General features: G+C 77.4%; 7 protein-coding genes. All 7 read right to left on the bottom strand.

Annotation, left to right across the window (positions count from 1 at the left end; all coding sequences use genetic code 11):
* Positions 1-58: 58 nt before the first annotated feature.
* On the bottom strand, positions 59-3,106 hold the full coding sequence (locus ACFWIC_RS07645) for a condensation domain-containing protein (protein WP_380516740.1): 3,048 nt from the start codon (positions 3,104-3,106) through the stop codon (positions 59-61).
* A complete protein-coding gene (locus ACFWIC_RS07640; RefSeq protein ID WP_380516737.1) occupies positions 3,103-5,055 on the bottom strand; it encodes an amino acid adenylation domain-containing protein in 1,953 nt (650 codons plus the stop codon). The genes ACFWIC_RS07645 and ACFWIC_RS07640 overlap by 4 nt, the downstream gene beginning before the upstream one ends.
* Before the next feature lie 76 nt (positions 5,056-5,131).
* The gene (locus ACFWIC_RS07635) at positions 5,132-7,015 is read right to left on the bottom strand and encodes a non-ribosomal peptide synthetase (RefSeq protein ID WP_380516734.1); all 1,884 of its coding nucleotides are present in this window, start codon (positions 7,013-7,015) and stop codon (positions 5,132-5,134) included.
* Positions 7,016-7,056: 41 nt separating this feature from the next.
* The gene (locus tag ACFWIC_RS07630; protein WP_380362278.1) at positions 7,057-8,238 is read right to left on the bottom strand and encodes an acyl-CoA dehydrogenase family protein; all 1,182 of its coding nucleotides are present in this window, start codon (positions 8,236-8,238) and stop codon (positions 7,057-7,059) included.
* On the bottom strand, positions 8,235-11,483 hold the full coding sequence (locus ACFWIC_RS07625; protein ID WP_380516731.1) for an amino acid adenylation domain-containing protein: 3,249 nt from the start codon (positions 11,481-11,483) through the stop codon (positions 8,235-8,237). The genes ACFWIC_RS07630 and ACFWIC_RS07625 overlap by 4 nt, the downstream gene beginning before the upstream one ends.
* Positions 11,484-11,681: 198 nt before the next feature.
* A complete protein-coding gene (locus ACFWIC_RS07620; RefSeq protein WP_380516728.1) occupies positions 11,682-13,022 on the bottom strand; it encodes a condensation domain-containing protein in 1,341 nt (446 codons plus the stop codon).
* A 187-nt stretch (positions 13,023-13,209) separates the two neighbouring features.
* Entirely contained in the window at positions 13,210-14,577 is a 1,368-nt protein-coding gene (locus tag ACFWIC_RS07615; RefSeq protein WP_329951004.1) for an MFS transporter, read from the bottom strand.
* Positions 14,578-14,670 lie beyond the last annotated feature (93 nt).

The following is a 14,670-nucleotide window of genomic DNA, read 5'->3' as shown; positions in this document are numbered from 1 at the left end:
GGTCCGTCGAGCGGACACCCCGTCGGCCTGCGGCCTGCGGGGTGTCCGCTCGTGCGGGTCAGCCGGCCGGCCCGGTCATCGCGGCGAGGACGGCGCGCCAGTCCTCCCCGGGCTCCGGGCGGAGCAGCTCGGCGAGCGCGTCGGCCCGGTAGCGCCACGGGCGGCGCAGCTCGGGGTCCGCGTCCTCCGTGGCGGTGACGGCGCCGGCCGAGCCGAGCAGGCGGACCAGCTCGGTGGCGAAGTCCGTCCAGGAGACGTGGCCGGTCACCGCGTTGACCACCCGGCCCGGTGCCCGGGTGAGGCCGCCCGCCAGGGCGCGGGCGAGGGCCGCCGAGTGCACCCAGCTCGCGCCGTACCAGTCGGCGCCGCCCTCCGGCGCGGACCGCGGCAGGGTGATCGGCCGGCCCGCCAGGGCGTCCTGGTAGAGCGCGCCGGTGGCGCCCCAGCGGAGCTGGTCGCGCAGCCGCCGGTTCGGCCCCCAGACCAGCGGCGAGCGGACCACCGTCCAGGGTCCCCGACCGTCGGCGGACTCGCGGAGGATCCGCTCGCACTCCGCCTTGGCCCGCCCGTACGGGCTGACCGGCCCGGTGGCCGGGGCGCCCTCGGCGACCTCGCCCGGCGCGGGGCGCCCGTAGGCGTCGACGCTGCTGACGAAGACGAAGCCGGCCCCGCCGCGCCAACCGTCCACCAGGGCGCGCATCGCGGCGACGTCGACGGCGTGCTCGGTGAACGTGCACGCGGAGTGGATGACGGCGTCCACGCCCTCGACGGACCGGCGCAGGCTGTCGAGGTCGGCGAGGTCCCCCTCCGCGACCTCGACGCCGCTGCGGGCCACCAGGTGCGCCGACTCGGGGCGGACCAGGGCGCGGACCGGTCGGCCCTGGGCGACGAGCTCCTGGAGGACGGCCGCGCCGACACCGCCGGTGGCCCCCGTGAGCAGCACGGTGCCGGCCCGGGTGGCCGTGCTCCGGCCGGTCCCGGTCCGCACGCCCGCGGCGGCGGACGCGGTCGCGGTGGAGCGCCGTTCCGCGGCGCGGGTGGTGAGGAGGCCGGCCAGCGCCCGGGGCGTGCGCTGTTCGAGAACGTCCAGCCCGGTCAGCGGCAGACCCGTGCCGGTCCGGAGCCGCTCCGCCAGCTGGACCGCCACCAGCGAGTGGCCGCCCAGCCCGAAGAAGTCCCCGTCCGGCGACGGGCGTCCGCCCAGCAGGTCCCCGAACGCCGCCAGCACCGCGTCGAGGTGGGCGGACGGGGCGGCGGCGGGCGCGCCGGGGAGGCGGGCCGGGTCGAGGGTGCCGTCGGGGTGGCGGGGCAGGGTGTCCATGAGGGTGACGGCGGCGGGGAGCCGGTCGGGCGGCAGTTGTCGGCGGAGGCCCGCGCGCAGGTCGGTGCCGCCCGGGGCGGACGGGCCGCGGACCACCGCGTAGGCGAGCGCCGGACCGTCGTCCGGGGCGAGCACGGCGGCGTCGGCGACCCGGGGGTCGGCGAGCAGGGCGGCGACCGCGGGGTGCTCCGGTCCGACGGACCCGGCGGGCGACGGCGGGGCGGCGAGGCGGCTGCCGGGGAGCTCGGAGAGCGGGCGGTCGGCGTCGGCGGCGACGGCCACGAGCAGCTCGGCGAAGGCGGCGTGCAGACGGCGGGCGGTGGGCTCGTCGAGGGCGGCCGGGTCGTGCTGGAGCAGGCAGCGCGGCTGCGGGCCGTCCTCGACCAGCAGGGTGAGGCCGAACTTCGCGAGACCGAGGTCGATGTCGACGGCCTCGGCGGCGAGACCGGGCAGGGTCAGCGGCTCCGACGGGCCGACCAGGTCGCAGCTGACGGCGAGCAGCGAGGTGCCGTCCGCGCCCCGGGCGGCGGGGCCGAGCCGCTCGACGACCAGGTCGAACGGGACGTCGTGGTGGACCTGCGCGTCGAGCAGGGCGGTCCGGACGGCGGCCAGGACGTCGGTGAAGACCGGGTCGCGGCCGGGGAGTTCGGCGCGGACCGGCAGGGTGTTGACCTGGAGGCCGACCAGTCGGCGCAGTTCCGGGCGGGCCCGGTGGCCGCCGGCGCAGCCGAGGACGAGGTCGGGCTCGCCGGTGGCGGTGCGCAGGGCGGCGAAGGCGGCGGCCAGGACGACGGCGAAGAGCGTGGCCCCGTGCCGGGCGCCGAGCCTGCGCAGGTCGTCGAGGGTGCCCGCGGCGAGCGGGGAGCCGTGCAGGGCGGCCCGCCGGTCGGGGGTGCCGGGCGGGACGGGGCGCAGCAGCGGCAGCGGCCGGGCGCCGGTGAGCGCGGCGGCCCGGTCGGCCGCCGTGGCGGCGAGCTCGTCGTCGCGGCCCCGCTCCCAGCGGGCGTAGTCGGCGTACGGGAGTCCCGGCTCGGGGAGGTCCTCCGGTCGGAGCCCGGCGGCGTCCGCGTACAGGGCCGCGAGGTCGGCGGCGAGGATCGGCAGGGACCCTCCGTCGACGGCGATGTGGTGGATCGTCAGGAGGACGGTGTGGTCGTCGGGGGCGTGCCGGAGGGCGAGTGCGCGGAGCACGGGGCCGGTGGCGAGGTCGAACGGGCGGGCCGCTTCGGCGTGCAGCAGCGCGGTGCCGTCGGGGTCGGTGCTGCCGGGGTCGGTGCTGCCGGGATCGGTGCCTTCCGGGGCGGCGGGCCGCACGGGGACCGGGATCGGGACGACCGGCCCGGTCTCCTGGTAGGGCCGCTCGTCGCGCTGTCCGTAGCGGGTACGGAGGATCGCATGGCGGGCGGTCAGGCCGGTGAGGGCCGTCGCGAGGGCGTCGAGGTCCAACGGACCGCGCAGCCTGGTGGCGAGCGGGACGTGGTAGCGCGCGCCGCCCTGGCCGAGCCGCTCCATCAGCCACATCCGCTGCTGGGCGTGGGAGAGCGGGGCCGCGCCGGTGGCGGAGGTCCGCGGGACCGGCCCGGCGCCGCGGGCGGGGCTCACGGCGCGACCGGGGCCGGCGGCGGAGCCCGAGGTCACGGGGGTGGCGGAGGGGCCGGGAACGGCGGCCGGGGGGCCGCCCGCCCGGTCGGCGGACCCGTCCGCGACCCGGCGGCGGGCGCGGCGGAGCAGGGCGGCCTGGTCGACGGGGGCGGCCTGACCTGCCTGGTCGGCGGGGGCGGTCATCGGGTGGGCTCCTGGTGGTGTGCGGCGGGCCGGACGGCGTCGCCGTCCGCGGGTTCGGCGGGTTCGGCGGGTTCGGCGGGTTCGGCGGGTTCGGCGGAGGCGTCCGGCGCGGCGGACTCGGCCGCGAGGAGGGCGCGTTCGATCAGCGCCGCCTGGCCCGCCACGGTGGGGTGGTCGAGGAAGTCGCCGAGCGGCAGGTCGACGCCGAGGTCCTCGCGGAGGTCGTCGACGACCCACATCGCGAGCAGCGAGTGGCCGCCCTCGGCGAAGAAGTCCGCTTCGGGAGCGGTCACTTCGTGCTCCAGGGCCCGCGACCAGGCCGCGGCGACGACCTGCTGGATCGGGGTGAGCGCGGCGCCGGCGCCCGGCCCGGCGGCGGCCCCGGGCGCGGGCCGGTCGTCGGACGCCAGGGCCCGGCGGTCGACCTTCCCGCTGCCGGTGAGCGGGAGGGCGTCCAGCACGGTCCAGGCGGTGGGCACCAGGTGCGCCGGGAGGCGCTCGGCGAGCTGCCGGCGGAGCGCGTCGGGGACGGGGCGGGTGCCCTCGGCGGGGACGACGTACGCGGCCAGCGCGGCGTCCTCGTGCCCCGCCCGGCGGACCACGACCGCCGTCTCGGCGACCTCGGGCAGGCTGCGCAGCGCGTGCTCGACCTCGCCGGGTTCGATCCGGAAGCCGCGGACCTTCACCTGGTCGTCCAGCCGGCCGTGGAACTCCAGCGTGCCGTCGGGGCGCCGCGCGGCGCGGTCGCCCGTGCGGTACGCCCGGCCGAGGCCGGGGAGGTCCGCGAACCGCTCGGCGGTCAGCTCCGGTCGGCCGAGGTAGCCGAGGGCCAACCGGGCCCCGCCGATCCAGAGTTCGCCGCGGGTGCCGTCCGCGACGGGCCGCCGCTCCTCGTCGAGGACGAAGGTGCGGGCGCCGCCGAAGGGGCGGCCGATCGGGATCGGGCCCGTGCAGTCGGCCGGCCGGATGCGGTGCAGGGTGGTGTAGGTGGTGGCCTCGGTGGGCCCGTAGGCGTTGACCAGGTCGAGCCAGGGGAAGGCGCGCAGGACCGCGTCCGCGTGCTCGACGGAGAGCGCCTCGCCACCGACGATCAGGGTCCGCAGGACACCGAAGATCCGCGAGCGGCGGGCCGCCAGCTGGTGGAAGAGCGCGGTGGTGAGGAACGCCGTCGTGACGCCGAACCGCTCGATGTCGCGCGCGAGCTCCTCGGGGGTCGGCCGTTCGGCGGGCGAGACGGCGACGGCGGCCCCGCGGACCAGCGGGGCCCACAGCTCGAAGGTGGCGGCGTCGAAGGCGGCGGGCGAGTGGAGCAGGACGCGGTCGCCGGGGCCCAGCGCGATCCCGTCGGGGGCGGTCACCAGGTCGGCGACGGCGCTGTGCGGCACCTGGACGCCCTTCGGCTGCCCGGTGGAGCCGGAGGTGTAGTAAACGAGGGCGACGCCGGCCGGGTCCGGGTGCACCGGGTCGGCGCCCTCGGCGGTCTCCACCGTGCCGGCCGCGGCGCGACCGGACTCGGTGAGCGCCAGCGAGCGGTCCGCGGGGAGGCCGGCGTCGGCGAGCAGCGCCTTGTCCCCGAGGGTGAGCCGGACGCCGGCGTCGTCGAGCATGCCGGTGAGGCGCGGACGCGGGTAGGCCGGGTCGAGCGGCACCACGTGGCCGCCGGCCCACCAGACGGCGAGCTGGGCCACGGCCTGGCGGGTCGCGCGGGCGCAGAGCAGGCCGACGGCGGTGCCGGGGCCGACCCCTCGGGCGGCCAGGTCGGCGGCCAGCCGGCCCGCGGTGGTGACGAGTTCGCGGTAGGTCAGGGCGGTGGAGCCGTCGGTGACGGCGAGGGCGCGGGGGCGCAGCGCCGCCTGCCCGGCGATGAGCGCCGGAACGGTGGCGGCTTCGGGCGCGCCGGCGGGCGGGGCGTCACCGGTGGCAGGGGTGTGCGCGGCGGTGGAGGTCATGGGGTGGTTCCCTTCCGGGCACCCCGGCGGCGTACCGGGGTGCCCTGCGGCGGCGGTCGGGAGGTGCGGCGGCCCGTCAGCCGGTGGCGGCGCTCGTGAGCCGCTCGTCGATCAGCCGGGCGATGGCCCGCAGGTCGGGCTGGCGCAGCAGCAGCGGGGCGCGCAGCCGTACTCCGTACGCGTCCTCCAGTGCGGCGAGCAGTCGGGCGGCGGTGACCGACGTCCCGCCCGAGTCGAGGAAGTTGTCCGCCGGTTCGAGGTCCGTGCGGCCGAGCAGCTCGTGGCAGAGCCGGAGCACGGTCCGCTCGGTGGCGGTGGCGGCCGTCTCGGGCGCGGGTCCGGCCGGGCGGCCGGCGTCCTCGGCCTTGAGCAGCGCGGCCCGGTCGATCTTCCCGTTGGCGTCCAGCGGGAAGGTGTCGACCAGCCGCAGGGTGCCCGGCACGGCCTGCTCGGGCAGCCAGGGCCGGACGGCGTCCAGCAGGTCGGCCGCCGCGGGTGCGGGTTCCTCCGGCGCGGGCTGGACGAAGGCGAGCAGGTGGGCACCGCCGGCCGTGCCCGGGCGGGCGACGACGGCGGCGCGGCGGACCCGGGGGTCGCGTTCGAGGGCGGCCTCGACCTCGGCCGGTTCGATCCGCACCCCGCTGACCTTGACCTGGTCGTCGAGCCGGCCGAGGAACTCGACCACGCCGTCGGGGCGCATCAGCACGCGGTCGCCGCTGCGGTAGACCCGGTCGGTGCCCTCGATCTCGTCGGGCGCCGAGACGAAGCGTCGGGCGGTGAGCTCGGCGTCGAGGTAGCCGATGGCCAGGCCCCGCCCGCCGATCCGCAGTTCGCCCGCGTGGCCGTGCGGCACCGGGCGGCCGTCCTCGTCGGTGACCAGGACGACGGCGCCGGGGATCGGGCGGCCGATCGGCGGCGCGCCCGCTCCGTGGTCCGCGCCGGGCGCCATGCTGTGGACCGTCGTGACGACGGTGGCCTCGGCGGGACCGTAGGCGTTGTGGACGGTCGCGGTGACGTCCGGCCCCGGGGCGCGCCGCAGCCGGTCCCCGCCGACGCAGAGGTGCCGCAGGGTTAGTCCGGCGGGCCAGGGGCGGTCGAGGACGGGCTCGGCCAGCGGGGTGGGCAGCACGCCGACGGTGATGCCGGCCGTGCGCCACCAGTCGGTGAGCGCGGTCGGGTCCCAGCGGACGGCGTCGGGGGCGACGACGAGCGCGGCGCCGGAGGTGAGGGTGGCCCAGAGCTCCATCAGGTGCGGGTCGAAGGCGACCCCGATGAGCAGGCTGTGCCGGTCGCCGGGGCCGAGGCCGGTCAGCTCGCGGTACCACTGCAGCATCGCGCCGAGCGCGGACTCGGTGACCGCGACGGCCTTGGGGGTGCCGGTGGAGCCCGAGGTGAGCACGGTGTACAGGGTGCCGGCGGGGATGCGGACCCCCGCCGCGCGGTCGGCGGCGAAGGCGGCGACCGCGCCGGCCGCGCCGGGGGCGGTCAGCGGCCGGTGGAGCCCGTCCCGGTGGGACGGCGGCAGCAGTGCCGGGTCACCGACCAGGCACGCGGGCCGCAGCTGTTCGGCGACGGCCTGGAGCCGGCGCTCGCCGGGACGCGGGCCGAGCGGCAGGTGGACGGCGCCGAGTCTGGCGACGGCGACGGTGGCCGCGACCAGGGCCGCGGAGTGGTCCAGGCAGAGGCCGACCAGGTCGCCGGGGCGGACGCGGTCGGCCAGGACGTCGGCGAACTCCGACGCGAGGGCGTCGAGTTCCGCGTAGCTCAGGGTCTGCTCGCCGTCGATCAGCGCCGGGGCGTGCGGGGTCCGGTGGGCCCAGCTGGTGAAGAGGTCGAGCACCGCGCCGTCCTGGTGCGGACGCCCGTACGCGATGCTGGCCCCGGCCGGGGTGGTGTCGTGCCGGCGGGTGTCGGTCTGGCGGGTGTCGGTCTGGGGGATGTCGGACTGGGGGTTCGTCATGGCTGCTCCTCCGTGGATCGATCGGGCGGTCGTCGTGGGTCTCACCCCAGGCCCATGGCCTTGGCGACGATCACCTTCTGGACCTCGGAGGTCCCCTCGATGATGGTCGTCATCCGGACGTAGCGGTAGAGGAACTCCAGGGGATGGCCGCGCACCCAGCCGGTGGCGCCGTGCACCTGGAGCGAGCGGTCGACCGCCCGGACGGCCGTCTCGGAGGCGGTGAGCTTGGCGAGCGCGGCGTTCTCGGGGGCCTCGGTGCCGTCGTCGACCAGCCGGGCGCAGGCCAGGGTGAGCAGCTTGGACGCCTCGACCTCGGCCCGGGTGCTCACCAGGTGCTCCTGGACGTGCTGGTAGTCACCGATCCGCTGCCCGAAGGCCCGCCGCTCCCGGGCGTACTCGACGCCGAGCCGCAGTGCGTACTCGGCGATGCCGTTGCACATCGCGGCGACCACCAGCCGGCCCCGGGACAGGCTGTCCATGGCGAGCGCGGTGGCGGCGCCGACACCGGCCTCGCCGCCGATCACCGACGCCATGGGGGCGTGCAGCCGGTCGAGCGTCAGCTCGAACAGCGGCTCGCCGGACATGCCCTCGTAGCGCTGGCCGATCCGCAGGCCCGGGTGGTCCATCGGGAGGACGAAGGCCGTCGCACCGGCGGTGGGCCCGGCGCCGCCGCCGAGGTCGGTGGCGGTGACCACGAGGGCGAGGTCGGCCCGGTCGGCGTTGCTGACGAAGGTCTTGCGGCCGTTCAGCAGCCAGCCGTCCCCGTCCCGGACGGCGGTCGTGGTGAGCCGGAACGCGTCGGACCCGGCCTGCGGTTCGGTCAGCGCCAGACAGCGGGTCCGCTCGCCGCGGACCAGCGGGACGAGGTGGCGCTCGATCTGCTCGGGCGTGCCGTGCCGCAGCAGCGGGCTGGGCCCGTCGGACCCGGCCAGCGCGTACGGGGCCAGCGCGCAGCCGCTGCGCCCGGCGGCGTGGTGGAGCAGCACGACGGCGGTGAACGGCATGTCCGCGCCGCCCAGCTCCTCCGGGTAGTCCCCGGCGTAGAAGCCGAGCGCGGCGGAGCGCTTGCGCACGTACGTCCGCAGGTCGGCCGGCGGCTGCTCGGCGGACTCGCCCAACTCGGCTGCCAGCGGTTCGAGTTCGCGGCGGACGAAGCTCTCGAAGGCGTCGACGAGTTCGCGGTGGCCGGCTTCGAGGACGGCGGAGGGGGCGGAGAGGCTCACTGGTCGGCTCCGGTCAGGGCGCGGGCCTGGTCGGCCAGGACGGGGTGCTGGAAGAGCGTGCGCAGGGGCGGACGGGAACCCAGGCGCGGTTCCAGCCAGGCGGCGAGCCGGGCCGCGAGCAGCGAGTGGCCGCCGACCTCGAAGAAGTGCGAGTCCGCGGTGAACCGGTCGTGGCCGAGCACCTCGCGCCAGGCCTCGGCCACCATGGCCTCGCCGGGGTCGGTGAAGGCCTGCGGTTCGGCCGCCGCCGCCTCGGCCGCGCCCGGCGCCACGGCGGCGATCCGGGCCAGGGCGGCACGGTCGGGCTTGCCCCCGGGCAGCAGCGGCATGACGGCCAGGGCCGTCCAGGCCGAGGGGACCAGGCCGGCCGGGAGCCGGCGGGCCAGGGCGGCGTGCAGGGCCGTCTGGTCGGGCTGCTCGGCGCCCTCCAGGAAGCCGAGCAGGCGCGGGCCGGCGGTCGCGTCCTCGTGCAGCACGACGGCGCAGGAACGGCCGCCCAGTTCGGCGGAGGCGGCGGCCTCGATCTCCTCCAGTTCGATCCGGAAGCCGCGCAGCTTCACCTGGTTGTCGTGCCGGCCCAGGAAGCGGAGCCGGCCGTCCAGGCCCCGGAAGCCGCGGTCGCCGGTGCGGTAGACCCGCGCGCCGCCGAGCGCGGGGACGGTGACGAACCGGGCCTCCGTGACCTCCGGCAGGCCGAGGTAGCCGTCGGCCAGCGCGTCTCCCCCGACGACGAGCTCGCCGACCGCACCGGGCGGCAGCGGGCGGAGGCCCTCGTCCAGGACGTGCACGCGCACGCCGGGCAGTTCGGTGCCGAGCGGGATCTCGGCGGCGTCCGCGGCGACACCGGCCGCCGCCGGGTCGGTCGCCGTCAGGTCGGTCGCCGCCGGGTCGGTCGCCGGACGGCCGGACTCCGCGAGGTCCTCGTCCGTGATCTCGTGCACGGTGGACGTGACGGTCGCCTCGGTGACGCCGTAGGCGTTCAGCACGGTCACCCCGGTGCCCGCGGTCAGCCCGCGCAGGGCCCGAGCGGGCAGCCGCTCACCGCCGAGGACGAGCAGACGCGGGGACCAGCGGCCGTCCGCCAGCGCCTCGCGCAGGTCGTCGCGGACGGCCAGGGCGTAGCTGGTCGGCAGGTTGGCGACGGTGACCCCGCGGGCGGCCAGCACCGCGACCAGCTCGGGCCCGGTCGGGACCTCGCGCTGCGGCACCACGAGAGCGGCGCCCGCGACCAGCGAGGGCAGCACCTCCTCCAGCGCCACGTCGAAGGAGGGGCGGGCGAAGAGCAGCACCCGGTCCGCGGGCCCGAGCCCGTAGCGGGCGGCGACCGCGGCGGTGTAGCGGGCCAGCGCCGCGCGGCCGACCAGGACCGGCTTGGGCACACCGGTCGAGCCGGAGGTGTGGATCACGTAGGCGGCGCCGTCGAGCACCGCTGCGGGCTCGGCCTTCGGGAACGGCGGGCCGTCCAGCAGGGCCGGGGCGACCGTGCCGGGCAGCGCGAGGGCGCTCTGCCGGGTCGCGAGGACCAGGGCCGGGCCGAGCCGTTCCAGCAGCAGGGCGAGCCGGGCCTGCGGGTCCTCGGCCGAGAGCGGGGCGTAGACCGCGCCGAACCGCAGGCAGGCGAGCAGCGCGACCACGCTGTCGACGCCGCGCGGCAGCACGGTGGCGACCGGCTGGCCGGGCGTCACACCGGCGGCGCGCAGGCGCTCGACGAGGGCCCCGACGCGGCGGTCGAGGTCGCCGTAGCCGAGCCGCTCGGTGCCGGCGAGCAGGGCGAGGGCGCCCGGGTCGTGGGCGGCGGCCGGGTCGAGGTCGGCGAGCCGGTCGAGGCCGGCGGGCGGGGTGGCCGCGGCGGACCCGGTCCCGACGGTGGCCGCGGTGACCCCGGTCCCGACGGTGGCCGCGGTGACCCCGGTGACGGGTGCGAGGTCGGCGAGCGGCGCGTCCGGCCGGTCGAGGTAGTCGCGGAGCAGCGCCAGCAGCCGCTCGGTGAGCAGGACGGCCGTCTCCTCGGCGAACAGGTCGGCGTCGTAGTCCCAGACCAGGGTCATCCCGGCCGTGCCGAGCTTCTCGCCGACCACCCGGCGGTCGTCGGGCAGCAGTACCAGGTCGAGGTCGAAGCGGGTGGTGCCGGTGTTGAACCCCTCGTACAGCGACACCTCCAGTCCGGGCGCCTGGACGTCGGGCAGCGGCGCGTCGTGCGCGCTGAACATGACGCTGAACAGCGGGTTGTCCGCGCCGCTGGTGTGCCGGCCCAGCGCGCGGGTCAGCTCCTGGACGGGCACGTCCTGGTGGGGCAGCGCGCGGAACAGGACGTCGGTCACCTCGTCCACGGTCTCCGTGCCGGGCGCGACCGGGTCGAGCCGCAGGCGCAGCGGGACGGTGTTGACGAACATCCCGACGGTGCCCTCGAAACCCGGCGGGCGGTTGCCCACGGCGGTGCCGACCATCAGCTCGCGGTGGCCACTGTGCCGGCGCAGCAACTCGGCGAAGAGCGTCAGCAGGGTGGAGAACGGGGTGTGCCCGTCGCGCCGGCCGCGCTCGCGCAGCCGCTCGGCCAGATCGGCGCCGATCGACTGGCGCAGCTGGCCGCCGCGGTGCCGGCGCACGACGCCGGGCCGGGCCAGCCCGGGCAGCGCGAGGTCCACCGGCGCGTCGGCCAACTCACTTTTCCAGTAGGCGAGTCCGCGCTCCCTGGCGGCGTCCTGGCTGGGACCGGCGGCCCGCACGTGGTCCTCGTACGAGGGTGCGGCGGGCAGGGCGGCGACCTCGCCGAGGACGTGGGCCCGGTAGACGGTGAAGAGGTCCCGGAGCAGGATCGCGAACGAGTGCCCGTCGTGGATGAGGTGGTGCTCGACGTGGATCAGCCGGTGGTGGTCGTCGGCCAGCCGGACGAGGTGCCAGCGCAGCAACGGGGCCTGCGCGGTGTCCAGCGGCTCCTCGGCCTCGGCGGCGAGCAGGGTCCGGAACGACGCCTCGGGGTCGGGTTCGACGGAGAAGTCGCTGGTGCGCAGGCGCGGTTCGGTCCGGGCGCCGACCCGCTGGAGCGGCAACCCCTCGGGCCGGGTCACCAGTTCGAGCCGCAGGCCCGGGTGGTGGGCGAGCACGGCGGCCAGGCCGGCCCGGAGCGCGTCGGTGTCGAGCGGCCCCCAGAGATCGAGGGCGGCGGTGAAGTTGTACGCGCGACTGCCTGGCAGCATCTGCTCGTGCAGCCAGACGATCTCCTGCGACGAGGAGAGTGCGAACATGGACAACTCCCTTGCGGTAGCGATTGGGTGTGTGTTCAACGGGGCGGGCGGGCGCGGTGGGCCCGCCGCTGCCGGGCGGGCCGGGGATGGTGGCGCGCGCGGCGGGACGTGTGCGGGGTCGGAGGTCAGGTCCGGATTCGGGCCCGATTCGGTTGGGTCGTCCGGGTGGTGAGGGTCGGTGGGTCCGGTCCGGCGGCCTCAGGCGGGCGGGCCGAGGTGACGGCGCAGCGTCGCGAGCAGTGCCTCGAACGCGGCCTCGGCGTCGGCGTCCCGGTAGCGGTCGCGGTCCCAGGCCAGCCGGACCAGCAGGTCCTCACCGTGCGAGGCGGAGACCGCCAGCGGGGCGGCGAGCGGACGACCGCCCACGTGGGTCTCCCGTCCGGCGGCGCCGCCGAGCACCAGCGGCGGCCGACGGTTCAGGTCCTCGAAGGTCAGCAGGCCGTCCAGGGTCCCGGACCAGCGCGCCCCGGCCGAACGGGCGGCGCGCACCACCTCGTCGTACGGCGTGTCCGCGTGGTCGAGGTCGTCCCACCACTCGGCGCCGAGCTCGTCGAGGCTCCGCGCAGGCCCGGGCGCGACCGGGTGGACGAGGGTGTTCAGGAAGCAACCGAGGACGGGTTCCGCCCCCGGCGGCCGGCCGCCCCACGGGTAGCCGAGCGCGAGCACCCGCTCCCCGGCGGCGAGCCGGCGGGCCGCGGCGCCGACGGCGTCCAGCAGGGCCGGGAAGACACCGCCCCGGGCGGCCCCGGTCGCGGCGGGCAGCCGGTGGGTGACCACGCCGGTGGACCGGGCGACACCGCCGGCGGCGGCCTCCTCCCGGGGGACTTCCTCCAGTCCACCGAGCCGGGCGGCCCAGTGGGCGTGTGCGGTCTCGCTCGCGGCAGCCGCCTCGCCGGCCAACTGGCCCTCCACCGCGGCCCGGTAGGCCGCGACGCCGTCCTCGTCCGGACTGTCCGGACTGTCCGGCCGGGCCCGGCCTCCCAACCCCTCCGGTGCGGACGCGTCGTCCTGTCCGTACGCCGCGGTGAGGTCCGCCGTGACCAGTCCGAGCGACTGCTCGTCGCAGGCGGCATGGTCCAGCGCGACGGCCAGCACCTCCTCGTCGTCGTCCGGCGCGGACGCGAGCAGCAGGCGCAGCACCGGTCCGTCGAGCGGCCAGTCCAGCAGCGCGCGGCGCAGCGCCGCCGCGGCCGACCGGTCCGGGCCGCCCCGGCCGACGGCCGCCCGGGCCACCTCGACCGCCGGCGCGCCGAGCCGGAGGAGGGGGGTGCCGCGCACCGTCGTGAACGCGCCGCGCAGGGCGGGGTGGCGGGCGGCCAGCCGGACGGCTGCGCGGTGCAGGCGCGGCAGGTCGACGGTCCCGCGCGGGAAGGCGAAGAACAGCGGCACGATGTCGGTTCGGCCGCGGGGGTCGCGGCGGCGGGTGATCAGGAACCGCCGCTGGGCCCCGGTGAGCGGGAGCAGTTCCGCCGGGGCGGGGGCGGCGTCGAGGACGGACCGGTAGCGGGCGAGGTAGGCGGCCGTGATGCTGGAGTACACGGAGGGTCTCCGCTTTCGGTTCAGGGCGTTCGGACGTCCAGGGCTGGTGCGGGCGGCTGCGGGCGTCGGATCCCGTTCAGCCGTTCCGGGCCGGTCGGCCCGATGCGGCCCTGTCAGGACGTCGGAACGTCAGGAAGTCAGGAAGTCGGAAGGTCGGGGCGGAGGACGGTCGGCGGGCGGGCGGTGGTCAGTGCACCGTTCTCGCGTCCTCCGCGGCCTCCGGGTCGGTGCGCTCGGGGACGCCGGCCGACGCCGGTCCGGCGTCCGGTCCCGACCCCGTCTCCGGGTCCGGCACCGGCTCCGCCCCCGGGGCGGAGGGCAGGTCCCGCATGCCGCGCAACGGTGAGAGCAGCAGCGGCACGGGCACCACCAGGGTGCCGACGGCACAGACCCAGAGCGCCGCCCGGGGCCCGGCCGTGTCCGCGACGGTGCCGCCGATCAGGGCACCCAGCGGCAGCGTCCCCCAGACCAGGAAGCGCATGGTGGCGTTCATCCGGCCGAGCAGCTCCGGCGGGCAGAGGCTCTGCCGGAAGCTCACCTGGGCGACGTTGTAGGCCACCGCGCCGAACAGCACCACGACGCCGCCGACCGCGAACAGCACCGCCCCCGCTCCCCCGTCGGCGAGCGGCCAGAGCAGCGCGAACGGCCCGGTCACCAAGGGGGCGAGCCAGATCAGCCGGCCCTGGCCGATCCGCCGGGCGAGCGGGCCCGCGCAGACCGCGCCGGCGAGGCCGCCCACGGCCGAGACCGAGAGCAGCACCCCGATCGCCGCCGGGGAGAGGTCCAGGACCCTGACCCAGAAGACGGTCTGCACGGCCATCAGCACCGCGCTGAAGAGGTTGGACGCGGCCGTGGCGGCGGCGATCACCCGGAGCAGGGGATGCCCCACCACGAACCGGACACCCTCGGCGACGTCCTCGCGCAGCGAGCGGCCGGGCTCGGTCCGGGGCTGCGGTTCGTGGGCCCGGATCCGGGAGAGCAGCACCGCCGAGGCGAGGTAGCCGAACGCGTCGGCGACGATCGCCAGCGGTGCGCCGAGCAGTTGGACCAGCCCGCCGCCCAGCCCCGGTCCGGCGATCTGTGCGGAGGAGCGGACGGTCTCGATCGCACCGTTGCCCGCGATCAGCTGTTCACGCGGCAGCAGCACCGGCAGGTAGGACTGGTGGGCGACGTCGAAGAAGACCGTCGCCACTCCGGTGACCAGGGCCACCAGGTAGAGCTGGACCAGCGTGAGCGCGTCGAGCACGCCGGCCACCGGGATCGAGCCGACGGCCAGGCAGCGGAGCAGATCGGCGCGGACGAGGACGGGCAGCTTGCGCATCCGGTCCAGCCAGGCACCGGCGGGCAGGCCGACCAGGAGGAAGGCGGCGGTCTCGGCGGCCGTCAGCAGGCCGACCTGGAAGGGCGTGGCGTCGAGTTCCAGCACCGCGACCAGGGGCAGCGCGACCAGGGTCACCTGCGTGCCCGCCTGGGCCGCGACCGCTCCCGAGAGCAGGAGCCGGAAGTCGCGACGGGCCGACGGAGGGGTGCGGGGTGGATGGGGCTTGTCGTTCATCAGTACGACTCTCGGTTACCGATTCGCTACCGGGCAACCGTCTGGCTCGTTTCCGGCCTCCCTCCCGAACGACCGGATCCCGCCGCTCCCGCA

This window comes from Kitasatospora sp. NPDC127035 (assembly GCF_042726075.1).
In the GTDB taxonomy this organism is placed as follows: Bacteria; Actinomycetota; Actinomycetes; order Streptomycetales; family Streptomycetaceae; genus Kitasatospora.
The sequence above is the reverse complement of the archived record's forward strand: the minus strand, read 5'-3'. Positions and strand labels throughout refer to the sequence as shown.